This window comes from Clostridium thermobutyricum (genome assembly GCF_000371465.1).
Lineage (GTDB): Bacteria > Bacillota > Clostridia > Clostridiales > Clostridiaceae > Clostridium > Clostridium thermobutyricum.
In genome coordinates this window covers 1497357-1523585 of sequence record NZ_KB850956.1, presented here as the reverse complement: position 1 = coordinate 1523585, position 26229 = coordinate 1497357, and the positions used below count along the sequence as shown (strand labels likewise).

The window sequence follows — 26229 nt, the reverse complement described above, 5'->3', positions numbered from 1 at the left end:
GTGGAATATGAATAAGAAAATTGGAAATAGAACAGTACAACTTAAAAATGAACCAAGAATTATAAGTGCCTTTTCTATAGTAGGACCACGTGAAGGAGAAGGACCTTTAAAACAATATTTTGATGAAATATTAAAAGATGAATTATATGAAACCGAGAGTTATGAAAAAGCAGAAGCTAAAATTTTGACTAATACAATACAAGAAGCAATAAAAAGAGCAAACTTAAAAAATAAAGATATAGATTATCTTTTAGCTGGAGATTTATTAAATCAAATAATATCATCATCTTTTGCTGCAAGACAATTAGAAATCCCATTTTTAGGACTTTATGGAGCTTGTTCTACGATGACAGAGTCTCTAAGTTTAGGAAGTATTTTAATAGATAGTGATATTGGGGAATATGTAGTTTGTGCAACAGCATCACACTTTTGTTCTGCAGAAAGACAATTTAGATTTCCACTTGAATATGGTTCACAAAGAAGTCAAACTTGTCAATGGACAGTAACAGGATCTGGAGCAATGGTTTTAGGAAAAGGAGGAAATTTTCCTAAGATAACATATGTAACTACTGGAGTTGTAAAAGATTATGGAATAAAAGATGCAAATAATATGGGAGCAGCAATGGCTCCAGCTGCAGTAGATACACTTTATAATCATTTTAAAGATACTGGAAGAAAACCAGAATATTATGATGTTATAGTTACAGGTGATTTAGGAAGTATAGGTAAAGAGATAACACAAAAACTTCTACTTGAATATGGTTATGATATAAGAAATAACTATATGGATTGTGGAGATATGATTTTTAATAACCAAGCTCAAGGAACAGATGCTGGTGGAAGTGGATGTGGATGTTCTGCTTCAGTGGCAGCAGGATATTTTTATAAAAAGCTTATGAGAAAAGAAATAAAAAGTATACTTCTTATTTCAACAGGAGCTTTAATGAGTACAACATCATCATTGCAAGGAGAAAGTATTCCTGGAATTGCACATGCAGTTAGTATAGAAATGTAAAAGGAGGATTTTTTATGGAATATGTAAAAGCTTTTTGTGTAGGTGGAGGAATATGTGTAATAGCACAAATATTAATGGATAAAACAAAACTTACACCAGCTAGAATATTAGTTTCATTTTTAATATTAGGAGTAATACTTGGAGCTTTTGGATTATATGATAAATTAATAGATTTTGCAGGAGGTGGCGCAAGTGTGCCATTACCTGGATTTGGAAATACACTTGCTAAAGCAGCAATTGAAGAAGTAAATAAAGAAGGGCTGTTAGGTGCTTTTACAGGAGGAGTAAAAGGGGCAGCTGGAGGAATAACAGCAGCAATTATCTTTGGATATTTAATGGCAATTATATTTAATCCAAAAAGTAAATAAACTTTAAAAGATTTGGTAGATACATTATAATTTATTTAGATGGGGATAAAATGGGGGATGAATAAATGGTAAAACCGTATAACCAAAGCTATAAAGAAGTATTAAAAAGTTTAGATACTTCATTAGAAAAAGGGTTAACAGAAGAAGAATGTATATATAGAAAACAAAAATGGGGAGATAATAAAATATATTTTTACAAAGAAAATTTATTTAAGAATATTTTTTCATTAAAAAATATATATATTTTGCTTAATTTAATAATATGTATTTTTATGTTTTTATTTAAAGAATATTTTAAATTAGGGATTATATCTTTTATATTATTTATAAATATATATACTAAATTTTTTATTTTAATGAAAAATAAAGAAAATATTGAATATATAGATAAAATAAATACAGCTAGTGTTGAAGTGCTCAGAGATGGCAAAGAAAAAATAATAAAAAGTAGCAACTTAGTTTTAGGAGACATAATTTATTTTAGAAAGAATTCTCTTATAGCAGCAGATATAAGAATATTAAAATCTAAAGATTTAAAAGTAGACGAAAGCAATATTACAGGAGAAAAATTTATAAAGGAAAAATATAATTATAAGTTAGATTACATTCCTTCAAATATTGGAGAAATAAATAATATGCTATTTAAAGGTTCAATAGTAAAAGAAGGAAATGGTATTGGAGTAGTTATACAAACAGGAAATAATTCTATTTTAGGAAGTATGTTTAGAAACTTAAAAAATATTAACAAAAGAAGTTTCTTATCTAAAATTGAGAAAAATATAAATAAAACATATTGTATTTTAACTATAATAAATATTTTAATGTTCATTATATCTAATTATAATTATAAAAATCTTTTAAATGGATTTTATTTAATATATTCAATATCATTCATAGGAATAATAATTTTTTATATAAATTACATTAAAAGATATTATATTAAAAATGATATAGACATAAGAAACATATCAATAATAGAAAATATAAGAAATATAAATGTTATGTTTCTAGAAAAAGTAGGTTCTATGTCTAAAGAAGAAATTTATTTAAAAAAGATATTTACTGATTTTAAGTTTAAAAATAGTAAAGAAATAGAATATTCTAATGATATAAATTTGAAGAGAGTTTTAGATATAATAACTTTAGTTAATTGTGGAATTTATGATAGTGAAAATAATTATAATAAAGGCAGTTTAATAGAAATTGCATATCTAAAATTTCTTGCAGAAAAAGAAAGCTTACGAGATTTAATAAAAAATAGAAATAGAGAAATCTTTAAAATAGAAATAGAATGGGATAAAAAATTTCTTACAACATTAAATAAAAATAAAAAAGGATATAGAGCATATTCAAGAGGAAAATTAGAAGATATATTAAAAAGATGCACTTATATAATGATTGATGGTGTAGAAAAAAAACTAACTGAAGAATATATAGAAATAATAAAAACAAATAATTATAATTTATTAACTGAAGGGCTTATAACAGAGGGATTAGCATATAGAAGTTTTGATTATAAACCAAGTTTAGGTGAAAATATAGAAAGTAATTTAACTTTTGTTGGAATAGCAGCTTTAGAAAATAAATTATATAATGATGCAAAAGAGAGAATAGAAAAAATAAAAAATAAAAATATTACACCTATTTTATTTACAGAAGAGCATAAAATATCTGCTATGTATTTAGGATTTAAAATTGGACTTATAAAAAGTAAAGATGAAGTTATATCTGTAGTAGAAATAGAAAACTTAAAAGATGAGGAACTTATAAAATTATTATCAAAAGTAAAAATATATTCTAATTTAAATATAAATTTAAAAAACAGAATAATAGATATTTTTAAATCAGAAGGATATAAAACTTTAGTTATAGGTGAAAGTATTGGAGATATATCATTTTTAACAAAAAGTGATGTTGGAATTTGTAAAGATTTAAAGTTTAATATTGTAGGTAAAGTTAGTGATGCAATTATTACTAAAGATTATTTAACTAAAATATTTAAATTATATAATGAAAGTGATTATATTTATAATGGAATAAAAGAATTAGGCGGTATAATCTTATTACAATTTATAACTTTAAGCCTATTTATGGTAATTTTGAATATTGGAGCTAATATTAGTTTTGATTTGATAAAATTAAATGTAATAATTGTTATTTTATATATTACTTATTTATTATTCCTTATAAAAAGAGAAAGCTTAAAATTTATATTTAAAAATAAGATTAGATTTATAATTATAAATCTAATCTTATTTTTAGGAGTTTCATTTATTTAATGAATTTAAGCTATTAATTTTGGCAAAAATTCAGAAAAGAGGTGATATAAATGAAGCTTCAAAATTTAGAAAAAACAAGATATCCAATAGTATATATTTGTTTAAGTTTTTTTGTTAGCAGTATATTCTATTCGTATTATGACTTTAATTTGGGGCTAGTTACAATTTTAACTAGCCTATTTTTTATATTTGTGACTTTTAGAGAAAGTGGAGAATTTTTAATTATAATTATTATAGTATTTTTGCTTGGAATTTGTATTAATAATAGTTTTTATAATATTAAATTTAACAATGATAAAAGTATAAGAATAGTTAAAAGCTATAATAATTTTGCTATAGGAGAGTTTAAGGGAAGAGAAATAAATTTAACTGGGAAAATTTCTGGAGTAAAAGAAGGGGAAGAGGTTTTTTTAAAGGGTGAATTTAAAAAAGATATAAATAAAGAAAAAGGAAGAATTGGTCATATAGAAGTAAAGAGTTATAGCATTGATGAAAAGAGTATATTTACAAAATTAAGCTACTTAAGAGAAGGAGTAAAAGAAGAATTAAAAAGAAACTTAGGAGAAAGAAATGCTACTATTGTATCATCAATAATATTTGGTAAAGATGAAAATTTAGATAAAGAAGATGAAGAAGATATTAAAGAGCTTGGTGTTATACATGTTATGAGTGTATCAGGTCTTCATATAGCTATGATATTTTTATTAATAAAAAAGATTATTAATATTAAAGCTGGTTTAATTCTAAGTTTTATATATGTATTAATTACTGGAATTGGATTTTCTAGTTTAAGAGCATGGATAATGATTATGTTTTCTTCTTTAGCTATATTAAATAGAAAAACAAAAAGTAGTTTAGGAGCTATAGCCATAAGCGGAATATTGATATTTTTTTGGAAACCATATTGCATTTTTAATATTGGATTCCAACTTTCCTTTGGTGCAACTCTTGGCATAATATTATTTAATGGAAAAATAAATGATAAACTTTATAAATTAAATAAGATTTTAAGAGACTGTATTAGTATATCTTTATCAGCTCAAATATTTATTTTTCCAATATTAATAATAAATTTTAATACTTTTTTAACTGCATTTATATTAGGAAATTTACTGCTTGTTCCATGGATAAATTTGATTCTTATATTTGGAATATTAGGTTTTGTCTTTTTAAAAGTAAAATTTATATTTGACTTTATATCCTATATATTAATTATTTTCTTAGATATATTAGACTCATTTGTAAGAGGACTTGGGTATTTAAATTTAAAAGAAGTTTATTTAGGAGAGATAGTTGGATATTTTTATATATTTATAATTGTAAGCTTTTATCTTTATAAAAGGAAAGTGGAATATGCTAAATATATACCAATACCATATGCTATATTTTTAATAATAAGTAGTTATAATTTATCACCTAATATTGAATATAGAAAAGAAGGAGCACTTTTGATTTCTTATAAAGGAGAAAAAGTAATTATGGCATCTAATAAAAATATAAATATTGAAGAAATACAAAATAAAACTGGTGGCAAATTATATAAATATTACACTTTAAAAATAAATAGTTTAGGAACTATAAAAAGAGATGGAAAAAATTTTTTACTTAAAACAGGGGACAAAGAATATTTTTTGAAAATGTCTAGTGAGAAAATAGAAAAAGACTATGATATAATAAATTTTAAAGATGGAAAGGAAAAAGAACTAAGTATCTTAAAAGAAGGTATTATAGTTACAGAATAGATTAAAGGTTTTAGGTGATTAATTTGGTAAATTTAGATGTTGTTTTAAAAGATATTAAGAATGGAAAAGAAAAAAATTCATATGTTATTTGTGGACCTGATGAAGAATTAATAAAAGAAGGTATAGATAAAATAATAAAAAAATATGTAAGTGGGCAAGATGATTTAAACTTTGAAAAATTTGATGGTGGAAAATGTGAATTTGAAGAAGTTAGAAATGCTTGCGAGACATTTCCATTAATGGGTGAAAAAAAAGTAGTTTTATTATATAGATGTCCATTTTTAAAAGAAAAAACTGATTCACAAGGAAAAGCTTTCTATAAATTAATGAAAGAATATTTAAAGGATATACCTCCTACTACAATACTTATTATGTATTATGTTTTTGGAGATAAAAGAGAAAACGTAAAAAGAAATAAAAATTTTATGGGATTAGAAAAAGTAACAACTCTTGTTCAAGTTGAAAAACTTAGAAGAGATGGATTTTATAAAAGATTAGATTCCATGTTTAAAGAGATGGGAGGAGAAATAAATAATGTTAATTTAAAATATTATGCAGAGAAAATTCCTATGAATATGGAGATAGCCAGAAAAGAAGTTAGAAAATTAATTGATTATACCAATGGAAGAGAAATAAAAAGAGAAGATATAGATAAGATGGTTCTAAATAAAAATGAAGATGATGTTTTTGATTTAGTAGATTTTATAGCACAAAAGAAAACTGAAAAAGCTATAAAAATAGTAAATGAACTTTTATTTAAAGCTGATCAACATATGCTTATATTAGTATCTATAGAAAACCAAATAAAAAAGCTTTATGATTATAAACTTTTATTAAAAGAGGGGAAGTCAATAGATAATATTCAAGAGATAACTAGACTTCCTAGGTTTGTAGTAGAAAAAACAGTTAATCAAAGTAAAAAATTTTCTTTTAATCAATTAAAAGAAAGTATGAAGCATTGTATCGACACAGAAAGATCTCTTAAAACAACTAGTAGAGATAAAAAGATGGAATTAGAATTATTAATTTTAAATATGGCACTTGCGAAAAAATAAAAAATACCTTGCATTAATAATGCAAGGTATTTTTTATGTAATTAATGCTATAAAAGTAAATAACCGACCATAGGTCGGTTTATATACTATGCCATAGCATTTAACTTAGCAGCTAATCTTGATTTCTTTCTAGCAGCCATGTTTTTGTGAAGGATTCCTTTAGAAGCAGCCATATCTAAAGATTTAGTAGCAGCTACAAATAAAGTTTTAGCTTCTTCAGCGTTTTTAGCTTCAACTGCAGATTCAAACTTCTTTATAGCAGTTTTTAAAGCTGATTTAACCATTCTATTTCTTAAAGTTTTAGTTTCAGTAACTTTAATTCTTTTCTTTGCTGATTTTATGTTTGCCATTCAATTTCACCCCCTCTAGATTTTATAGGGTTTCGATGTAGATTAAAAGCAATCTACGTCGAGTGTACATTCAACAAACCATATTATAGCATTGAAATATTATATATTCAAGTATTAAATTCAAACAAAAAGGAAAAATAATTTTAAATAGGTTAATAAGGAGGAAGAAAAAGTATGCTTAACATAAGAACTGACTTAGCTGTAGAGGTTAGCGAAAATTATAAAAAAATAAACAAAAAAGAAATAGATGGAATAATTTTAGAGGAAAAAGAGTTAGAAAATATAAAAATAACAAGCATAAGAGTACTAAATGAAGAAGGAAGTAAAAAACTTGGGAAACCTATAGGAAATTATATAACTTTAGATATATCTGAAAATACAGTTTATGATAGTGAACTTATGGAAGAGGTAGCACTTGTAGGGGGACAAATATTAAGAAAATTAATTGGAACAGATGAAGAAAAAACAGCTCTTGTTGTAGGTCTTGGAAATTGGAAAGTTACACCTGATTCATTAGGACCCAAAGTCATGGAAAAAATAATGATAACTAGACATTTAAAAAATCTAATGCCAGATCAATTTGATGAAGAAATAAACTCAGTTTGCGCAATAGCACCAGGAGTTTTGGGGATAACAGGAATAGAAACATTTGAAATAATTAAAGGGATTGTACAAAAAATAAAACCTTCAGTTGTTATTTGTGTTGATTCATTGGCATCTAGAAAAGTAGAAAGAATAAATAAAACTATTCAAATAAGTGATACAGGAATTTCTCCAGGAGCTGGAGTTAAAAATAATAGAATGAAAATAAATGAAGAAAATCTTGGAGTTAAAGTTATTGCAATAGGAGTACCAACTGTTGTTGATGCGAGTACTATAGTTAATGATAGTATGGATCTAATAATAGATGAACTTTTAAATCAAACTGAAAAAGGAAGTATATTTTATAAGGAATTAATTGAACTTGATAAAGAAGAGAAGAATAGACTTATTAAAGAATTATTAGAACCTTACTTAGGTCAACTTATGGTAACTCCAAAGGAAGTTGACTTAGTTATTGATGGATTTTCAAAAATAATATCAAAGAGCATAAATATTGGAATACAGCCTAATTTGGATGTAGAAGAAATAAATAAATTTATGAATTAATAAAAAAAGTATAATAATTATGTTAATTCTCTCATATATTTAGAAAGAAGCAGGGAGGGGATTAACTTGAGTTCAGCAGCGTTAGGAGTAAAAAATAGTAAAAGAAAAAAGAAAGGATTTAATTTAGATTTTAGTATATTAGGATTATTGATAATATTATTAATATTTTTTGGTAGATGCTTTAATGTAATGGCTAATAGCTTTGAAAGAGGTGGTTTAGCTTATGTACAAATGTTAAACTATGGATTACCACTAGTGGAAGAATTAACTTATGATGAAGAAGATTTTGCAGAAAGTGAAATGTCACTTAAAAATGTGGCGTTAGAAGCAATTGGATTATCAGAAATAGGCCCTCAATCTATTTTAAATGGCGAATTACCTTTTGTAAAAACAAATAGTACTATAGCAAAAAATGATATTCCTAATTATGATGATTTTAAATTAGGTGATGAAGCAGTTTCAAAATATGATAAAAATGAAAAAGGTCCTTATAATGAAAAGTTAAAAGAAGAATTAAAAAATAATAAACCTAAAATTTTAATATATAATACTCATTCAACAGAAAACTATTCAGATTCTAAAAAATTTACAACTAATTCAGAACATAATGTAGTTGGAGTAGTAGAAGTTATAGCAAAAGAATTGAAAGAAAAATATGGAATTGAAGTTATACATGATAAAACTGTACATGATATTTCATATAATGGAGCTTATTTAAGAACTCAAGAAACTATAAAAAGATATGTAAATAAATATGGAAATGATTTTGACTTAGTTTTAGATATTCATAGAGATGGAGTTAAAGATTTATCACTTAAAGCACCATTTTATACAAAAATAAATGGAGATGATTTAGCTAAGATAATGTTTGTAAATAGTAAAAGCTCACCATTTTTCTCTTATAATGATAAAGTAGCAAGAGAAATGATAAAAATTTCAGATAAGCTATTTCCAGGTTTAACAAGACAAAGTGAGCCAATGACATATAATCATGGAAAGTATGGATTAGCACAACAAATAGCTAAGAATTCAGTACTTATTGAAGTTGGAGCAAATTCAAACACTTCAAAAGAAGCACAAAATACTGGAAAATATATAGCTAGGATAATTGCAGAGTATATTAACAATAAATAGTATATAAGTAGTTAAAAATGTCAATCCTTCTAAACATATAGGTTTAGGAGGATTATTTTTATGAAGAGTAGAAATTTTTGGTTTACTTTATATACGATTTTACTAATAGGTCTTGTTTTTATATTTTTAACTGAAATAAATGTAGAAAATACGAAAGCGTTATCTCCAATAGGAATTTCATCAGAAGATAATTTCCAAATGGTAAGTTCAGAATTTGGAAAAGATTTTGAAAATTTTATTCAAGATAAAGCAAAGGTAAAAATATATGATGAAGAAGATGGGAGATTAATAAAATTTGGTGATGTAAATTTAAAAATAAAGAAAAAATCTGAATTTTTAGAAGGAATTAAAGAAAAAATAATAAATATAACAGAAAGTCTTGGTACATTTATAAGTGAAAATATACTTTAAAAACATATAAATTTAGAAAAAGCAGTTTACTTATATTATAAAATAACTCACACATTTTAAAAGAAGTATGATATAATTTAGCTTGATTTTAGAATTTGGGGGTGAAATGAACTGCTTAATACATAGAGAAGGGCAGTTAATATATATGAAAAATGATAGACAAAAATTTATAAGAAATTTTTCAATTGTTGCGCACATAGACCATGGTAAATCAACCCTAGCGGATAGATTATTAGAAATTACAGGAACTCTTACAAAAAGAGAAATGGAAGAGCAAGTTTTAGATAATATGGAGATTGAAAGAGAAAGAGGAATCACCATTAAATCACAAGCAGCTAGACTTATTTACAGAAGAGAAAATGGAGAAGAATATATTTTAAATCTTATAGATACTCCAGGACATGTAGACTTTACATATGAAGTTTCTAGAAGTTTAGCAGCATGTGAAGGAGCTGTTTTAGTTGTAGATGCTACACAAGGAATACAAGCTCAAACACTTGCAAACTGCTATTTAGCACTTGATAATGATTTAGAAATATCACCAGTAATAAATAAAGTTGACTTACCTTCAGCAAGACCAGAAGAAGTTAAAGAAGAAATAGAAGATGTAATAGGAATTCCAGCTGATGAAGCACCTATGATTTCAGCAAAAACAGGGCTTAATGTAGAAGAAGTTTTAGAGGCTGTAGTTAGAGATATACCTGCTCCATCAGGAGATGAAAATGCTCCTCTTAAAGCTCTTGTATTTGATTCATATTATGACACATATAAAGGTGTTGTTTGTTATATAAGAGTAATAGATGGAACAGTTAAACCAGGAACAAAAATAAAATTTATGGCAACGGATAAAACTTATGATGTTACAGAAGTTGGTGTATTTACACCAGGACTTTTCTCAACGAATGAATTAAGAGCAGGAGACGTTGGATATGTAACTGCTTCAATTAAAAATGTAAAAGATGCAAGAGTTGGGGATACAATAACTGAAAAAGGAAATGAAACAGAAGAAGCACTTCCAGGATATAAACCAGCAATACCAATGGTTTATTCAGGAATTTATCCGGTAGATGGAGCAAAATATGAAGAACTTAAAGAAGCTTTAGAAAAACTTCAAATAAATGATGCTGCATTAAATTTTGAACCAGAAACATCAATAGCTTTAGGATTTGGTTTCAGATGTGGATTCTTAGGATTATTACACATGGAAATAATTCAAGAAAGAATAGAAAGAGAATTTAATCTTGATATTATAACAACAGCACCTTCAGTTATATATAAGATTAGAAAAACAAATGGTGAAGAATTAGATATTACAAACCCAACTAATCTTCCTCCAATGACAGAAATAGATTATATGGAAGAGCCAATAGTAAAGGCTTCAATAATTACTCCAACAGAATATGTAGGTTCAGTTATGGAATTCTGTCAAGAAAGAAGAGGAACATATATAGATATGACATATATGGAGGAAACTAGAGCTGTAATAAATTATGATATTCCATTAAATGAAATAGTTTATGATTTCTTTGATACATTAAAATCAAAAACAAGAGGATATGCATCTCTTGATTATGAATTTAAAGGTTACGTAAGATCAAAGCTTGTTAAACTTGATATACTTCTAAATGGAGATATTGTTGATGCACTTTCAATGATAGTGCCAGAAGAGAGAAGTTACCATAAAGGTAGAGGTATTGCTGAAAAGCTTAAAGAAATAATTCCAAGACAAATGTTTGAAGTTCCAATTCAAGCTGCAATTGGTTCAAAAATAATTGCAAGAGAAACTGTTAAAGCTATGAGAAAAGACGTTCTTGCAAAATGTTATGGTGGAGATATTTCAAGAAAGAGAAAGCTTTTAGAAAAGCAAAAAGAAGGAAAGAAGAGAATGAGACAGGTTGGATCAGTAGAAGTTCCACAAGAAGCATTCATGTCAATATTAAAAGTAGATTAGAATTAATTTTTAATAAAAGAGATGTTTTAAGAACATCTCTTTTATTTTTAATCAAATTTTAATGAATAAATAATACAATAGTCATAAAATATGGAAAATATGATAAAATGGTTACAAATTAAAAAAATGAATGATTTAGAAAAAAATTTATAGTAAAATTAAGATATAGGAAGTGAAAGTGAGGACAAAAAATGTTTTTAAAAGAATTTAACACAAATGAAAAAAGGGCATTTGCTAATCTAATATATATGTTAGCAGATGTAGATAAAGTAATAGCTAGAAATGAAAAAAAAATAATAAAAGAATATTTAAATGAATTAGAAATAAAAGAAGAAAATTTTTCTAAAATGACATATGCAGAAGTTGTATATAATTTCAAACAATCTAGTGATAGAATAAAAAAAATAGCTTACTTTGAATTATTAGGTCTTGCTCTTGTTGATGGAAATTATGAAGAACAAGAAATAGATTATTTAGATAAAGTAGCAAATGATTTGGGAATAACTAGAGCAAAGAAAATTGCATTTGCAAACTTTTTCTATAATTTTAAAAATATACATAAAGTATCTGTTATAAAAACTGAAGGAAAAGAAATAAATTTAGAAGCAGAAGCTGAAAAGTTATTTTAATATAGTATGATTATTATTAGGGGTGTATCTATATTGATACACCTTTTTTATTAAGAAAGGAGATTAAAGTATGAAAAAAGAAACATTATTATATGTACATATTCCATTTTGCAAACAAAAATGTTTTTATTGTGATTTCCCATCTTTTGCAAACATAGAATATCTAAGAGAAGATTATTTAAATGCTTTAAAAATAGAAATAGAGTCCAGATGTAAAGATATAGAATTTAGTTCGCTTTTTATAGGTGGAGGAACTCCAAGCTATTTAACAGAAGAAGAATTAAGAAAACTTTTTAATATTTTGAGAAATGTAAAATTTGTTCATGGAGCCGAAAAAACAATAGAATGTAATCCAGGAACTATAAATAAAGAGAAACTTGAAATTATGAAAGAAGGAGGAATAAATAGAATAAGCTTTGGGCTTCAGACAACAAACAACAATTTATTAAAAGAAATAGGAAGAATACACACTTTAGAAACCTTTGAAGAGAATTTTAAACTGTCAAGAGATATAGGATTTAAAAATATAAATATAGATTTAATGTTTGGACTTCCAAATCAAAAGTTAGATGAATTAAAAGAGACCTTAAATTACATTATAAAATTAAATCCTGAACATATATCATTTTATAGCTTAATAATAGAAGAAGGAACAGCATTTTATAACATGTATGAAAAAGATATTTTGAATCTTCCAAGCGAAGAAGAAGAAAGAGCAATGTATTCAATAGGAAAAGAAATATTAGAATCAAATGGCTATAAGCAATATGAATTTTCAAATTATGCGAAGTCTAATAAGGAATGCTTTCATAATATAGGATACTGGAAACTTAAGGATTATATAGGAGTTGGATCTTCTTCAAGCTCATTTATAAATAATAAAAGAATAAAAAATATATCTAATGTTAAGAAGTATATAGATAATATAAACATTAATAAAAAAGCTTTTGAAGAAATATTAGAAAATAGTAAAAAAGAGAATATGGAAGAATATATTTTTTTAGGCCTGAGAATGTTAGAAGGAATAGATAAAAGAGATTTTAAAGATAAATTTAATTTAGATATAGAAGAAGTTTATGAAAATGAAATTATTTCTAACATAAAAAAGGGACTAATGATACAAACTAATGAAAGGTTAAAGTTAACGAAACAAGGAATAGAAGTTTCAAATTATGTTTTAAGTGATTTCATAAGATAATTAGAAAAATGAAGAAAAATGGAGCAAAATATATTTAGTTTAAAATAATGAGCTAAAAATAAATAAGATATTATTGACAAATTTACTCATGAAGAATATATTTTAAATATAGTCATTAGCACTCGACGTTAATGAGTGCTAACAATAAGAGGTGATGTTATGATTATTGATGATAGAAAAATAAAAATACTTCAAGCTATTATCAATGATTACATTAATACAGGAGAACCTGTTGGCTCAAGAACAATCGCTAAAAAATACGACTTAGGAGTTGGTCCTGCAACGATTAGAAATGAAATGGCTGATTTAGAAGATATGGGGCTTTTAGAACAACCTCATACATCAGCAGGAAGAATTCCATCAAGCAAAGGATACAGAATGTATGTAGATAGTATGATGGGAAATTCAATTCTAAGTAAGGAGGAAGAACTTCGTATAAAAGAGTATGTAATTGATTCTGCAATGCTAGAGGTTAGTAAAATAGTTAAAAATGCAAGTGCATTACTTTCAGAATTAACTAATTTAACCTGTGTTGTAAAAACTCCATCAATGAAAATGTGTAGATTAAAATCTATACAAATAATAAAAGTTGATGAAGAAAATTTACTTTTTGTAGTCATTACTGACAGTGAGATAATAAAAAATCATTTAATAAAAGTAAATAAAATGCCTTTAGAAGAAGATATAGTTAATTTAAATACAGTATTAAACAGTAGACTTAAGAATTTAACTATAGATGAAATAAATTTAGAGGTAATAAATAATTTAAGAAATGACTTAAATGGTCATGAAGAGCTTTTTAATGCGATGTTACCAACTTTATACACATGCTTAAAAGAAGAAGATTCAAAAGAAGTATTTATGGAAGGAACAACAAATATATTTAATTATCCAGAATACAATGACATAGATAAAGTAAAAGAAATACTTTCTCTACTTCATGATAAAGAATGTGTACTTGAACTTATAGAACCAAATAATGAAATAACAATTAAAATTGGTGAAGAGAATTTTATTCCTGAAGCAAAAGAGTGTAGCATCATATCAGCTGAATATTCGCTAGGAGATGGTGCAAAAGGAACTATAGGTCTTATAGGGCCTAGAAGAATTAATTATTCAAAAGTTGTAGCTATTATGGCACAAGTTATGAAAGAATTAAATAATACTCTTAAAGGGAATTTTGATAAATAAAGAAAAAGAGGTGTGGTTACTGGAATGAGTAAAGACAAAGAAGAGCTAGAAAAAGATTTAAATGAAGAAATAATTGAAGAATCAGTAGAAGAAAATAAAGAAGAAGTAGTTGAAGAAACAAAAGAAGAAAACTCAGAAGAAAATGAACTTTCTTTAGTTAAGAAATACAAGGAAGAAATTCAAAAACTAAAGGAAGAGCTTGAAGTTGAAAAAGATAAATATTTAAGACAAACAGCTGAATATCAAAATTTTAAAAAGAGAACTGCTAAAGAAAAGGAAGGAATATATACAGATGCTTGTGTAGATGTATTAAAAGAAATTCTTCCAAATCTTGATAATATAGAAAGAGCAATTGCAGCTGAAGGAAATATTGAAGCATTAAAACAAGGTGTTGAAATGACTTTAAAAGGATTCCAAAATTCTCTTGAAAAACTTGGTGTTACAGAAATAGAAACTAGTGAAGGATTTGATCCAAATTTTAATAATGCAATAATGCATATAGAAGATCCTGAACTTGGAACTAATGTTGTAGTAGAAGTGTTTATGAAGGGATACAAAAGAGGAGATAAAGTTATAAGACACTCAATGGTTAAAACAGCTAATTAGTAAAAATAATTTAGAATAAATAAAGAATTTTAGACAGGGATACCTGTTTTTGAGGAGGAAATATATTATGGCAAAAATAATAGGAATTGACTTAGGAACAACAAATTCATGTGTATCAGTAATGGAAGGTGGAGAACCAGTAGTTATAACTAACTCAGAAGGTGCTAGAACTACTCCATCAGTAGTATCTTTCCAAGCAAATGGAGAAAGATTAGTTGGGCAAGTAGCTAAAAGACAATCAATCACAAACCCAGATAAAACTATAATCTCTATAAAAAGACATATGGGAACTGATTATAAAGTAAAAATTGATGACAAAGAATATACACCACAAGAAATATCAGCAATGATACTTCAAAAATTAAAAGCAGATGCAGAAGCTTATTTAGGAGAACCAGTAACTCAAGCAGTTATTACTGTACCAGCATACTTTAATGATGCTGAAAGACAAGCAACAAAAGATGCAGGAAAAATTGCAGGATTAGAAGTATTAAGAATTATAAACGAACCAACAGCAGCTTCACTTGCATATGGTTTAGATAAAACTGATAAAGATGAAAAAGTATTAGTATATGACTTAGGTGGAGGTACTTTTGATGTATCTATCTTAGAGCTTGGAGATGGAGTATTTGAAGTATTATCAACTAATGGAGATACAAAACTTGGAGGAGATGACTTTGATAATAAAATCATGGACTTCATAGCAGATACTTTCAAAGCTGAAAATGGAATTGATTTAAGAAATGATAAAATGGCACTTCAAAGATTAAAAGAAGCTGCTGAAAAAGCTAAAATAGAATTATCATCATCAACTCAAACAAATATAAACTTACCATTTATAACAGCTGATACAACAGGACCAAAACATATTGATTTAAACTTAACTAGAGCTAAATTCAATGAATTAACTCATGACTTAGTTCAAAGATCAATTGAGCCAATGAAAAAAGCATTAAGTGATGCAGGACTTTCAATAAATGAAGTTGATAAAGTAATATTAGTTGGTGGTTCAACAAGAATACCAGCTGTACAAGAAGCAGTTAAAAACTTTACAGGAAAAGAACCTTCAAAAGGAGTTAACCCAGATGAATGTGTTGCTATTGGAGCAGCTGTTCAAGCAGGTGTATTAACTGGTGAAGTTAAAGATGTCTTATTACTAGATGTTACACCATTAACATTAGGAATTGAAACTTTAGGAGGAGTAGCAACTCCATTAATCGAAAGAAATACAACTATTCCAGCTAAAAAGAGCCAAGTGTTCTCAACAGCAGCAGATGGTCAAACTTCAGTTGAAATTCACATAGTTCAAGGTGAAAGACAAATGGCAGCTGACAATAAAACATTAGGAAGATTTACATTATCAGGAATAGCTCCAGCTCCAAGAGGAATTCCACAAATCGAAGTAACATTTGATATTGATGCTAATGGTATTGTTAAAGTATCAGCAATGGATAAAGGAACTGGTAAAGAAGCTAATGTTACTATTACAGCTTCAACTAACTTAAGTGATGATGAAATAGATAAGGCTGTAAAAGAAGCAGAAAAATTTGCTGCAGAAGATAAGAAGAGAAAAGAATCTATAGAAGTTAAAAATAATGCAGAACAAGTTGTTTATCAAACAGAAAAAACTTTAAATGAATTAGGAGATAAGGTTTCTGCTGATGACAAAGCTAAAATAGAAGCTAAACTTGCTGATGTTAAAGCAGTTAAAGATGGAGAAGATTTAGAAGCAATTAAAAAAGCAGTTGAAGATTTAACTCAAGAATTCTATGCAATATCTTCAAAATTATATGGTCAACAAGGAGCACCAGGAGCAGAAGGATTTGATCCAAGCAACATGGGTGGAGCTAATGCTGGAGCTCAAAGTGCACCACATGATGACAATGTAGTAGATGCTGACTTTAAAGTAGAAGATGACAAATAATCCTTGTAAGGAATAGATAAATTCTTATATAATACTAAAGGGAAGGCAGATTAGTCGTCTTCCCTTTTATAAATTTAAAAATTAATTTGGTGGTGAAATATAGAAATGGCACAAAGAGACTATTATGAAGTATTAGGCTTAGAAAAAGGTGCAAGTGATGCAGAAATAAAAAAAGCTTTTAGAAAATTAGCTATCAAATATCATCCAGATAAAAACCAAGGAAATGATGAAGCGCAAAAGAAATTCCAAGAAATAAATGAAGCATATCAAGTTCTTTCAGATCCAGAAAAGAAAGCTAGATATGACCAATTTGGAACTGCTGATTTTGATGGAAGTTCAGGTTTCGGTGGAGGATTCGGAGGTGGAGGCTTCGGCGGATTTGATATGGGAGATATATTTGATAGTTTCTTTGGAGGCGGATTTGGAGGTGGATCTTCAAGTTCAAGAAGAAATGGTCCTAGAAGAGGAGCAGATCTTGAGTATACTATAAGACTTACTTTTGAAGAAGCTATAAGAGGAATTGAGAAAGAAATATCAGTAACAAGAACTGAAAATTGTTCAACATGTAGTGGTAGTGGAGCAAAAGCAGGTACATCTCCTAAAACTTGTCCAAATTGTGGTGGAACAGGTCAAGTTCGTGTTCAAAGACAAACTCCTTTAGGAAATTTTGTAACTAATTCTGAATGTGATAAATGTCATGGTACAGGAAAAATAATTGAAGAGCCTTGTACAGATTGTAAAGGAAAAGGTAGAGTTAGAAAAAATAGAAAAATAAAAGTAAATGTTCCAGCAGGGGTTGATACAGGAAATGTTATGCCACTTAGAGGACAAGGTGAGCAAGGAATAAATGGAGGTCCAGCAGGAGATCTTTATATAAAAATTATGGTAACTCCATCTAAAGTATTTACAAGAAAAGGAGCAGATGTCCATATTGAAACACATATAAGTATGGCAAAAGCTGCCTTAGGAACAGAAATAACTGTTGAAACAATAGATGGAAATGTTAAATACACAATTCCAGAAGGAACTCAATCTGGAACTGTATTTAGATTAAAAGGAAAAGGAATTCCTAAAGTTCAAGGAAGTGGTAGAGGAGATCAATATGTAAAAGTAATAGTTGATATTCCTAAACATCTAAATGAAAAAGCTAAGAATGCATTGAAGGCATTTATGGAAGCAACTGGAGAAGAAACTTCTACTGAGCCAAGCAAGAAAAAAGGTTTTTTTAGATAAAATAAAAATTATATATTAAGTTGGGGTAGTTAATATTTTAACTACCTTTCTTTATGTTAATAAGAAAACTAGACATAAACATTACATAAGTGTAAAATAAATTATTAGTATAAACAGAATTAATGAAAGGAATGACGATAATGGAAGGAACATGGACAGAAATTAAGATAAAAACAACTAGTGAGGCATTAGAGCCTATTTCAGGAATATTTTATGGACTAGATTGCAAAGGTGTTTCTATTGAAGATCCAAATGATATATTAGGAAGAGAACAAGGTCCATTAACTTGGGATTTTGCAGATATAAATGTATTAGAACATAAAGGTGAATATGCCGTAGTAAAAGGATATTTTGCTGAAGAAGATAATTTAGAAGAGATCTTAGCTTATGTAAAAGAAAAAGTTGAAGAACTTAAAGGATTTGGGATAGATGTAGGGGAAGGAGCTGTTGAAATAGAAAAAACTCATGAAGAAGATTGGGCAAATAACTGGAAAAAATATTATAAGCCTTCAAAAATAACTGATAAGTTAGTTGTTAAACCTATATGGGAAGAGTATAAAGCAAATGAAGGGGAACTTATTATAGAACTTGATCCAGGAATGGCTTTTGGAACAGGAGATCATGAAACTACTAGTATGTGTTTAAAAGCTTTAGACAAATATGTAAAAAAAGATAGTACAGTATTTGATGTTGGTTGTGGTTCAGGAATACTTGCTATAGGAGCAGCTAAATTAGGAGCTAAAAAAGCTATAGGAGTTGATTTAGATCCAGTTGCAGTAGAATCAGCAAAAGAAAATGTAAGCTACAATAATTTAGATAATATAGAAATTCTTTATGGTAATTTAGTAGAAGTTATAAATGGTAAAGCAGATATAGTTGTTGCAAATATAATAGCAGAAATAATTTGTATACTAATTGATGATGTTAAGAGAGTTTTAAAAGAGGATGGATTATTTATAACATCTGGAATAATTCATGATAGAGTCGAAATGGTTACTTCTAAATTAGAGGAATCAGGATTTGAGGTTAAAGAAATAAATAAAGATGGAGAATGGAATTGTATAGTATCCAAATTAAAATAAGGGGGAACTTTTATGCACAAGTTTTTTACATCAGACCATAATATTATAGAAAATAAAGCTAAAATAGTAGGAGATGACGTAAAACATATATATAAGGTTCTGAGATTATCTGAGGGTGAAAAAGTTAAATTAAATGATTGTAATGGAAATGAATATTTAGCGAAAATAATTGATATTACAAAAACAGAAGTAGAATTAGAAATAATAGAAAAACTTGATATTGATAATGAAAGTGGAGTAGAAATAACTCTTTTTCAAGGTTTACCAAAATCACAAAAGATGGATTTAATTGTTCAAAAAGGAACTGAATTAGGTATAAAAACTTTTCAGCCACTTTTAACTGAAAGAGTAGATGTTAAATTAAAAGGTGATTTTAAAAAATTAGATAGATTAAATAGGATAGCTTTAGAAGCATGCAAGCAGAGTAAAAGAAGTATTATACCTAAAGTTTTAGAGCCAATTTCAATGGATAATTTAGTAGAAGAAATGAAAAATTTTGATTTGATTTTAGTTCCATATGAAAATGCAGAAAATTTTGGTATAAAAAGACTTATGCAAGAAATAGATAAAACTGAAATATCTAAAATAGGAATAGTTATAGGTCCAGAAGGTGGATTTGAAGAAAAAGAAATAGAAATAATGAAAGATAATGGAGCATATATTATCACTTTAGGAAGTAGAATTTTAAGAACAGAAACAGCAGGTTTTACAGCTACTTCACTAGTTCAATATGAGTTTGGTGATTTAGGAGGAATATAAATGAAAGTAGCATTTGCAACATTAGGTTGTAGAGTAAATGTATATGAGTCAGAAGCTATGACAGAAAAATTTATTAGAGAAGGATATGAAGTAGTAGATTTTTCAGAAAAAGCTGATGTATATGTAATAAATACATGTTCTGTAACGAATATGGGAGATAAGAAGTCAAGACAAATAATAGGAAGAGCAAGACGACAAAACAGTGAAGCTATAATAGCTGCCGTTGGTTGTTATTCACAAATTGCACCTAAAGAAGTTTCTTCTATAGAAGGTGTAGATGTTGTGTTAGGAACAAGAAATAAAGGTGATATAGTTTATTTTGTAAATAAAGCAAAAGAGGAAAGAAAACCTCAAATAGAAGTATCAGGAGTTTTAAAAAATAAAAAATTTGAAAATTTAAAAATTGAAGATTATAGAGAAAAAACTAGAGCTTTCTTAAAAATACAGGATGGATGTAATAGATTCTGTACATATTGTTTAATTCCTTATACAAGAGGCGCTGTTTGCTCAAAAGATTTTAAAGTAGTTTTAAATGAAATAAAACAATTAGCAGAGCATGGTTTTAAAGAAATAATTCTTTCTGGAATACATACAGCTTCATATGGATTAGATTTAGAAGGAAATGTTACATTAATTTCTCTTTTAGAGGAAATAGAAAATATAGATGGTATAGAAAGAGTAAGAATTGGTTCAATAGAACCTGCTTTCTTTACACCAGAAGTAGTAGAAAAAATTAAAAATATGAAGAAGCTTTGTCCACAATTCCATCTTTCTCTTCAGAGTGGATGTACAAGTACTTTAAAGAGAATGAACAGAAGATATACAGCTGATGAATATGAAGAAATAGTAAAAGTATTAAGAGATAATTTAAAGAATGTTTCTATAACTACAGATGTAATAGTAGGATTCCCAGGTGAAACTGAGGAGGAGTTTAATGAAACTTATGAATTCTTAAAAAGAAATAAGTTAACAAAAACTCATATATTTAAATTTAGTCCTAGAACAGGAACAAAAGCACATGATATGGAAAATCAAATAGATGGAAAGATAAAAGAAGAGAGAAGTAAGAAACTTATAGCTTTAAATAAGATAAATGAAAGAAAATTCACTAAATCTTTAGTTGGTAGAACAATGGATGTTTTAATAGAACAAGAAGTTAAAGGTGAAGAAGGCATTTATGAAGGATATACAAGAAATTATGTTAAAGTTCATGTAAAAGGAATAAGTGAAAAAGAAATAGGAAAAATTATAAATGTGAAAATTTTAGAAGAGAAGGGTGACTATTCTATAGGAAACGTGGTAAAATAGAATAGTACTAGAATTTTAAGGAGGTGAAAAAATTGGATTGTATTTTTTGTAAAATAATAAATGGAGAAATTCCATCAAAAAAGATATATGAAGACGATATGGTATATGCTTTTTATGATATAAATCCAGAAGCACCAGTTCATTTTTTAGTAATTCCTAAAAAGCACATTAAAAGTGCAAATTATATAAATAATGAAAATTCCAAATATATATCACATATATTTGAAATTATAAATAAACTAGCTAGTGAGCTTAACATAGACAAAGCAGGATATAGAGTAGTAAATAACTGTGGAGTAGATGGTGGGCAAACTGTAGAACATTTACATTTTCATGTCTTAGGTGGAAGAGAATTAAAATGGCCACCAGGCTAAAGAAAAATAAGTTAAATCTTATTATTGACATACCTTATGCAAATGTTGTATAATTTAGCGTGTGTTATTAAGCCCGTAGCTGAGTTGAATTTATTAATTTAAGCTAGCGGAGGGAGGGATAATGAATGTCAGAAATAAAAGTTGGAGAAAACGAAACTCTTGAAAGTGCATTAAGAAGATTTAAAAGAAAATGTGCTAGAGCTGGAGTTCTTACTGAAGTAAGAAAAAGAGAACACTACGAAAAACCAAGTGTAAAAAAGAAAAAGAAATCAGAAGCTGCTAGAAAGAGAAAGTTCAAATAGGATTTCTTTTTGAAAGAAGGTATGAAATAGATGCCAGAAATAAAAGTCAGACTTCAAAATGATTGGAAAAATGCTTTAAAAGCAAAAGAGAAGTTTAAAGCTAACGTTTTAAGCAGTGCTAAAGCAGCAATATTATTAGTTGAAAAAACTGATAAAATAGTTGTTGATGATGCAAAAGCTATAGAGATATTAGCTAAAGAAGTCAAGCAAAGAAGAGAAGCTGTGCTTGAGTTTGAAAAAGGTAACAGACAAGATTTAGTAGATTCTACTAATGAAGAAATTAAAATCTTGCTAGATTACCTTCCTCAGCAATTAAGCGAACAAGAAATATTACAAATAGTCAAAGACTCAGCAGAAGAAGCGGGTGCAAATTGCATAAAAGACATGGGAAAAGTAATGGCATTAGTAAGACCTAAAACTTTAGGTAAAGCTGATGGTAAACTTGTAAGTCAAATAGTTAAAGATTATTTAAGTAATAAATAGCAAAAGGGTTCATTATGAGCCCTTTTTGTTATTTTTATAAGAGATATAAAGGAAACTTTATATCTCTTATTTTTTAATTTAAAATCATTCATAAAATTTTTTATTTTAACATAGATTACTATGATAGAAATAATAAAAGGAGATTTTATGGAAAATAAATTTAAAAATAGAAAAAATGAAGTAATAAAAAAACTTAATTTGCCAAAGGAAGTTATGACTGGAGAACCTAAAATAACAATTATAGGAAAAGAAGAAATAAATATAGAAAATCATAAAGGAATAATTAAGTTTGATGATAATTTTATATCTTTAAATTCAACTATTGGAAGATTAACCATAGAAGGAACTGGACTTGAAATACTGTATATAGAAGAAGAAACTATAATAGTAAGTGGAACTTTTAATACTATATATTATGGAGAAAAGAGCCATGAATAAAGAGAATTTAGTTAGATATAAAATAGAAGTAGAAATAAATGCAATAAAAATAGAAGAAATACTAAATTTATGTACACGAAATGGAATTCCATTAAGTAACGTAAGAAAAATTAATAAAGTACTTATATCTTTTGAGACATTTTATGAGTATTATAAAGACATACAAAAAATAGTTAAAAGATGTGGTGGAAAAATAAGAATAACAAGGGAAATGGGGAACATAATAAAAATTAAAAGAATAAAGAAAAGTTTGAGTTTTTTTGTAAGTGGAATAGGGTTTTTAGTAATAATATTTATTTTATCTAGTTTTGTTTGGGCTATAGATATAGAAACAGAAAAAAATTTATCTCCTTTTGAAATAAGAGAAATCCTTAATCAATTAGGTATTAAACAGGGAATGCAAAAAAGTAAAATAAATGTTTATGAAATAGAGAAAGAAATAGAAAATAGATGTGATGAAGTGCTATGGATAAGAACAAGAATAGAAGGATCTACACTTAAGATAAGTTTAAAAGAAAAAGTTAATCCACCAGAGAAGTTAAATGTAGAAGAAGGAAATGTTTATGCAAAAATGGATGGTGAGATAAAAAGAATATACGCTGAAAATGGGACAGCAGTAGCTAAGCCAGGAGATATAGTGAGAAAAGGTGATTTATTAATAGAAGGGATTAATGGAACTGGAGATACAGTCTTTGAAACAAAAGCAGATGGAAGTGTATTAGCCAACACTTTTTATACAAAAGAAGTTGAAGTATTAGTATCAGGAAAAGAGAGTGTTAGAACAGGAAAAAAAGATAATGATATTTATTTAGATATGTGGGGAAAGAAAATTTATTTGAAAAAATCCTCTAATTCATTCCAAAATTATGATAAAATAGAGAGTAATGATGGATTAATAAAGGAAGTTACTTATTATGAAAAAGAAGAAAGAAAAATAAATGTAAATAAAGAGGAAAAAATAAAAAGTTCATTAGAGTCATTAAAAAAGTTATTACAAAAAGAATTACCGATAGATGCTAAAATAATAGATACAGAGGATGAGGTTTTAGAATTAGGGGATGGAAAGATAAAAATAATTGGACAGTTTACTGTGGAGCAAAATATAGCCCATAGGTAATTCAGCGTTTTGATGAGAAGGTGGAGAATTGAAAAAAAGGATAAAATTTAATATAGACTTAAAAGAAAAAAATATTAGAATTCTTATGTATATAATTAGTTTTTTAATTATATATGGATTACTTATATCAGCAATTGCGCCAAAAGAATATGATTTGAAAGAGGGAGATATAGCAAAGGTTACTATTAAAGCTCCTAGAGATACTGTAGATCAAATTGCTACAAAGAAAAGAGAAGAAGAAGCAGCAAAAGCTGTAGATAAACAATATACATTAAAAAGTGAGGTTGAACCTCAACTAGAAGAGAATCTAATTGGAATACTAAATAAAGTTCTTGATGTAGATACTAATGTAAATACTCAAAGTGAACAATTAAAAATTCTTTCAAGTATAGAAAATTCAAATTTAACAGAACAAAACTACAAAACTTTATTAAATTTATCTCAAAATCAAATTAAAGATTTAAAATTTGCTGTTAAGTCAATTGTATCAGCTGCATATGCCAATAATATAGCAGCAGATAACCCAACAAGTTTAAATAATGCTATAGAAATTGCAGAAGAAAAAATAAATGAAGTAGATACAAGTTTAGCTGTAAAAAATGTATTAAGACAAATGATAATTCCAAAAATACAACCTAACTTTTTCTATGACAAAGAAAAGACTGAACAGGCGATACAAGAAGCTGAAAAAGCAGTTAGTAAGGTTATAATAAAGAAAAACCAAACAATTGTTACAGAAGGAGAGCCAGTAACAGCAGAACAGATAGCCATATTAAAAGATTTAGGTCTTTTAGATCAAAGTGGTGGTGGAAGTATATTTATTCTTTACTTAGTTATTGCAATATTTGCAGCACTTATAATTTTTATAAAGCATTTTTACATTTATAAAAATCATAGAGAAATTTTTAAAAATGAGAAAATGTTAATAATGATAAATACTATAAGTATTACAGCATTTATAGTTGCAAGAGCTATAGGAATAATAACACCTTTTGCTATTCCTTTAGCATGTGCGCCTATACTTCTAACTCTCCTTGTAGATTATAGATTGTCAATGATGGTTACAAGTTTAGATGTAATAATTATAGGAGCGCTAGTTGGATTTAATCCTCAAATAATTATGCTTGGAATACTAAATTCTATAATTGGTGCAACTTCATTAAGAAAGATGCAGCAAAGAAATGATATTTTATACTCAAGTATAGGGCTTATAATAATGAGTGCATTTTTAACTTTTTCAACTGGAGTATTATTATCAAACAATTTAAGTGAAATAATATTGTTAAGTATGGCATCAGCTGTAGGAGTAGTAGTATCATCCATTTTAGCTATTGGAGTTTTACCGTTTTTTGAATCAGGATTTGATATAGTAACAAATCTAAAATTGTTAGAACTTTCAAATCCAAATAGTCCATTATTGAAAAAATTATTAATGGAAGCACCAGGAACTTATCATCATAGTATGTTAGTTGCAAATTTAGCTGAAATGGCAGCAGAAGATATAAAAGCTAATCCAGTTGTAGCTAGAGTAGGTGCTTATTATCATGATGTTGGAAAAACTATTAGACCATATTTCTTTAAAGAAAATCAATTAGGAAAAGATAATCCACATGATAAAATAAAGCCTAATTTAAGTACTTTAATAATAGTTTCACATGCTAAAGATGGTCTTGAACTTGCAAAAGAATATAAACTTCCTAAAATAATTCAAGACATGATAGTAGAGCATCACGGAACTACATTAGTAAAATATTTTTATTATAAAATGAAAAACTCAGCAGAAAATCCAGATGATGTTAAAGAAGAAGATTTTAGATATCCAGGGCCTATTCCAAGTAGTAAAGAATCAGGAATATTAATGCTTGCTGATAGTGTAGAAGCAGCTGTAAGATCAATATCAGAGCCAAGTAAAGGAAAGATAGAAGAAATGGTAAATAATATAATAAAAGATAAATTATATTCAGGCCAACTTGATAATTGTGATTTAACATTAAAAGATTTAGAGAAAATAAGAAAATCCTTCCTTAAGGCTTTAAATGGGATATATCATCAAAGAATTGAGTATCCAACAGAAAAAGTAAAAACTTTAAAATAATAAAAAAAGGGGAGGTTTTAAGCTTCCCCTTTTAAC

25 protein-coding genes are annotated in these 26229 nt (G+C 27.1%); 24 read left to right on the top strand and 1 reads right to left on the bottom strand.

Translation table 11 applies throughout. The features are described 5' to 3' along the window. Positions 1 to 7 precede the first annotated feature (7 nt). From spoVAD to holA, 5 genes are all read left to right on the top strand, one after another. Positions 8 to 1015 carry a stage V sporulation protein AD gene (spoVAD, locus tag HMPREF1092_RS07065; protein WP_002597959.1) on the top strand — a complete coding sequence of 336 codons (1008 nt, stop codon included), beginning with the start codon at positions 8 to 10 and terminating at the stop codon, positions 1013 to 1015. Positions 1016 to 1029: 14 nt separating this feature from the next. After that, positions 1030 to 1383 carry a stage V sporulation protein AE gene (gene spoVAE, locus HMPREF1092_RS07060; RefSeq protein WP_002597958.1) on the top strand — a complete coding sequence of 118 codons (354 nt, stop codon included), beginning with the start codon at positions 1030 to 1032 and terminating at the stop codon, positions 1381 to 1383. 65 nt (positions 1384 to 1448) lie between these two features. Then, positions 1449 to 3662, top strand: coding sequence for a P-type ATPase actuator domain-containing protein (locus HMPREF1092_RS07055; protein ID WP_002597957.1), 2214 nt, complete (start codon positions 1449 to 1451; stop codon positions 3660 to 3662). A gap of 50 nt (positions 3663 to 3712) precedes the next feature. Continuing rightward, entirely contained in the window at positions 3713 to 5404 is a 1692-nt protein-coding gene (locus HMPREF1092_RS07050; RefSeq protein WP_002597956.1) for a ComEC/Rec2 family competence protein, read from the top strand. Positions 5405 to 5418: 14 nt separating this feature from the next. Next, entirely contained in the window at positions 5419 to 6459 is a 1041-nt protein-coding gene (holA, locus tag HMPREF1092_RS07045; RefSeq protein WP_002597955.1) for a DNA polymerase III subunit delta, read from the top strand. Positions 6460 to 6545: 86 nt separating this feature from the next. On the opposite strand, the gene rpsT is transcribed toward holA, so the two are convergent. Next, positions 6546 to 6809, bottom strand: coding sequence for a 30S ribosomal protein S20 (rpsT, locus tag HMPREF1092_RS07040; protein WP_002597954.1), 264 nt, complete (start codon positions 6807 to 6809; stop codon positions 6546 to 6548). Positions 6810 to 6983: 174 nt separating this feature from the next. On the opposite strand from rpsT, the gene gpr reads away from it, so the two are divergent. From gpr to HMPREF1092_RS06945, 19 genes are all read left to right on the top strand, one after another. Continuing rightward, the gene (gpr, locus tag HMPREF1092_RS07035; protein ID WP_002597953.1) at positions 6984 to 7958 is read left to right on the top strand and encodes a GPR endopeptidase; all 975 of its coding nucleotides are present in this window, start codon (positions 6984 to 6986) and stop codon (positions 7956 to 7958) included. Between the two features lie 66 nt (positions 7959 to 8024). Further along, a complete protein-coding gene (locus HMPREF1092_RS07030) occupies positions 8025 to 9092 on the top strand; it encodes a stage II sporulation protein P (RefSeq protein WP_002597952.1) in 1068 nt (355 codons plus the stop codon). A 60-nt stretch (positions 9093 to 9152) separates the two neighbouring features. Continuing rightward, positions 9153 to 9503, top strand: coding sequence for a hypothetical protein (locus HMPREF1092_RS16465; protein WP_002597951.1), 351 nt, complete (start codon positions 9153 to 9155; stop codon positions 9501 to 9503). 145 nt (positions 9504 to 9648) lie between these two features. Continuing rightward, positions 9649 to 11454, top strand: a complete 1806-nt coding sequence (gene lepA, locus HMPREF1092_RS07020) for a translation elongation factor 4 (RefSeq protein ID WP_040414055.1) — start codon at positions 9649 to 9651, stop codon at positions 11452 to 11454. A 191-nt stretch (positions 11455 to 11645) separates the two neighbouring features. Then, complete coding sequence (locus HMPREF1092_RS07015) at positions 11646 to 12083, top strand: hypothetical protein (RefSeq protein WP_002597949.1); 438 nt, start codon at positions 11646 to 11648, stop codon at positions 12081 to 12083. A gap of 70 nt (positions 12084 to 12153) precedes the next feature. Continuing rightward, on the top strand, positions 12154 to 13281 hold the full coding sequence (hemW, locus tag HMPREF1092_RS07010) for a radical SAM family heme chaperone HemW (RefSeq protein ID WP_002597948.1): 1128 nt from the start codon (positions 12154 to 12156) through the stop codon (positions 13279 to 13281). Positions 13282 to 13440: 159 nt separating this feature from the next. Then, positions 13441 to 14472 carry a heat-inducible transcriptional repressor HrcA gene (gene hrcA / locus HMPREF1092_RS07005; RefSeq protein ID WP_002597947.1) on the top strand — a complete coding sequence of 344 codons (1032 nt, stop codon included), beginning with the start codon at positions 13441 to 13443 and terminating at the stop codon, positions 14470 to 14472. 24 nt (positions 14473 to 14496) lie between these two features. After that, on the top strand, positions 14497 to 15078 hold the full coding sequence (gene grpE / locus HMPREF1092_RS07000) for a nucleotide exchange factor GrpE (RefSeq protein WP_002597946.1): 582 nt from the start codon (positions 14497 to 14499) through the stop codon (positions 15076 to 15078). Between the two features lie 67 nt (positions 15079 to 15145). Next, entirely contained in the window at positions 15146 to 17002 is a 1857-nt protein-coding gene (gene dnaK / locus HMPREF1092_RS06995; RefSeq protein WP_002597945.1) for a molecular chaperone DnaK, read from the top strand. Positions 17003 to 17107: 105 nt separating this feature from the next. Next, positions 17108 to 18235, top strand: a complete 1128-nt coding sequence (gene dnaJ / locus HMPREF1092_RS06990) for a molecular chaperone DnaJ (protein ID WP_002597944.1) — start codon at positions 17108 to 17110, stop codon at positions 18233 to 18235. Between the two features lie 140 nt (positions 18236 to 18375). Next, positions 18376 to 19317 (top strand): 50S ribosomal protein L11 methyltransferase, encoded by a 942-nt coding sequence (gene prmA, locus HMPREF1092_RS06985; protein ID WP_002597943.1) that lies wholly within the window; start codon positions 18376 to 18378, stop codon positions 19315 to 19317. Between the two features lie 12 nt (positions 19318 to 19329). Continuing rightward, positions 19330 to 20076: a 16S rRNA (uracil(1498)-N(3))-methyltransferase gene (locus HMPREF1092_RS06980; RefSeq protein WP_002597942.1), complete on the top strand. Its 747-nt coding sequence runs from the start codon at positions 19330 to 19332 to the stop codon at positions 20074 to 20076. Continuing rightward, the gene (mtaB, locus tag HMPREF1092_RS06975; protein WP_002597941.1) at positions 20077 to 21384 is read left to right on the top strand and encodes a tRNA (N(6)-L-threonylcarbamoyladenosine(37)-C(2))-methylthiotransferase MtaB; all 1308 of its coding nucleotides are present in this window, start codon (positions 20077 to 20079) and stop codon (positions 21382 to 21384) included. It begins immediately after the preceding gene. 32 nt (positions 21385 to 21416) lie between these two features. After that, positions 21417 to 21758 carry a histidine triad nucleotide-binding protein gene (locus tag HMPREF1092_RS06970; protein ID WP_002597940.1) on the top strand — a complete coding sequence of 114 codons (342 nt, stop codon included), beginning with the start codon at positions 21417 to 21419 and terminating at the stop codon, positions 21756 to 21758. Between the two features lie 125 nt (positions 21759 to 21883). Next, positions 21884 to 22060, top strand: coding sequence for a 30S ribosomal protein S21 (rpsU, locus tag HMPREF1092_RS06965; RefSeq protein ID WP_002597939.1), 177 nt, complete (start codon positions 21884 to 21886; stop codon positions 22058 to 22060). Positions 22061 to 22090: 30 nt separating this feature from the next. Further along, entirely contained in the window at positions 22091 to 22543 is a 453-nt protein-coding gene (locus HMPREF1092_RS06960; protein ID WP_002597938.1) for a GatB/YqeY domain-containing protein, read from the top strand. A 147-nt stretch (positions 22544 to 22690) separates the two neighbouring features. Continuing rightward, complete coding sequence (gene yqfC, locus HMPREF1092_RS06955; RefSeq protein WP_002597937.1) at positions 22691 to 22981, top strand: sporulation protein YqfC; 291 nt, start codon at positions 22691 to 22693, stop codon at positions 22979 to 22981. Then, positions 22974 to 24098 carry a sporulation protein YqfD gene (gene yqfD / locus HMPREF1092_RS06950; RefSeq protein ID WP_002597936.1) on the top strand — a complete coding sequence of 375 codons (1125 nt, stop codon included), beginning with the start codon at positions 22974 to 22976 and terminating at the stop codon, positions 24096 to 24098. Before yqfC ends, yqfD begins: the two co-directional genes overlap by 8 nt. 28 nt (positions 24099 to 24126) lie before the next feature. After that, positions 24127 to 26193, top strand: coding sequence for an HD family phosphohydrolase (locus HMPREF1092_RS06945; RefSeq protein ID WP_002597935.1), 2067 nt, complete (start codon positions 24127 to 24129; stop codon positions 26191 to 26193). Positions 26194 to 26229 lie beyond the last annotated feature (36 nt).

Coding starts and splice junctions, on each gene's coding strand:
- yqfC (WP_002597937.1), top strand. CDS start 22,691: ATGGAAAATAAATTTAAAAATAGAAAAAATGAAGTAATAAAAAAACTT.
- rpsU (WP_002597939.1), top strand. CDS start 21,884: ATGTCAGAAATAAAAGTTGGAGAAAACGAAACTCTTGAAAGTGCATTA.
- grpE (WP_002597946.1), top strand. CDS start 14,497: ATGAGTAAAGACAAAGAAGAGCTAGAAAAAGATTTAAATGAAGAAATA.
- spoVAD (WP_002597959.1), top strand. CDS start 8: ATGAATAAGAAAATTGGAAATAGAACAGTACAACTTAAAAATGAACCA.
- gpr (WP_002597953.1), top strand. CDS start 6,984: ATGCTTAACATAAGAACTGACTTAGCTGTAGAGGTTAGCGAAAATTAT.
- dnaK (WP_002597945.1), top strand. CDS start 15,146: ATGGCAAAAATAATAGGAATTGACTTAGGAACAACAAATTCATGTGTA.
- HMPREF1092_RS07015 (WP_002597949.1), top strand. CDS start 11,646: ATGTTTTTAAAAGAATTTAACACAAATGAAAAAAGGGCATTTGCTAAT.
- mtaB (WP_002597941.1), top strand. CDS start 20,077: ATGAAAGTAGCATTTGCAACATTAGGTTGTAGAGTAAATGTATATGAG.
- hrcA (WP_002597947.1), top strand. CDS start 13,441: ATGATTATTGATGATAGAAAAATAAAAATACTTCAAGCTATTATCAAT.
- lepA (WP_040414055.1), top strand. CDS start 9,649: ATGAAAAATGATAGACAAAAATTTATAAGAAATTTTTCAATTGTTGCG.
- HMPREF1092_RS16465 (WP_002597951.1), top strand. CDS start 9,153: ATGAAGAGTAGAAATTTTTGGTTTACTTTATATACGATTTTACTAATA.
- prmA (WP_002597943.1), top strand. CDS start 18,376: ATGGAAGGAACATGGACAGAAATTAAGATAAAAACAACTAGTGAGGCA.
- spoVAE (WP_002597958.1), top strand. CDS start 1,030: ATGGAATATGTAAAAGCTTTTTGTGTAGGTGGAGGAATATGTGTAATA.
- rpsT (WP_002597954.1), bottom strand. CDS start 6,809: ATGGCAAACATAAAATCAGCAAAGAAAAGAATTAAAGTTACTGAAACT.
- HMPREF1092_RS07050 (WP_002597956.1), top strand. CDS start 3,713: ATGAAGCTTCAAAATTTAGAAAAAACAAGATATCCAATAGTATATATT.
- dnaJ (WP_002597944.1), top strand. CDS start 17,108: ATGGCACAAAGAGACTATTATGAAGTATTAGGCTTAGAAAAAGGTGCA.
- hemW (WP_002597948.1), top strand. CDS start 12,154: ATGAAAAAAGAAACATTATTATATGTACATATTCCATTTTGCAAACAA.
- HMPREF1092_RS06960 (WP_002597938.1), top strand. CDS start 22,091: ATGCCAGAAATAAAAGTCAGACTTCAAAATGATTGGAAAAATGCTTTA.
- HMPREF1092_RS06980 (WP_002597942.1), top strand. CDS start 19,330: ATGCACAAGTTTTTTACATCAGACCATAATATTATAGAAAATAAAGCT.
- HMPREF1092_RS07055 (WP_002597957.1), top strand. CDS start 1,449: ATGGTAAAACCGTATAACCAAAGCTATAAAGAAGTATTAAAAAGTTTA.
- yqfD (WP_002597936.1), top strand. CDS start 22,974: ATGAATAAAGAGAATTTAGTTAGATATAAAATAGAAGTAGAAATAAAT.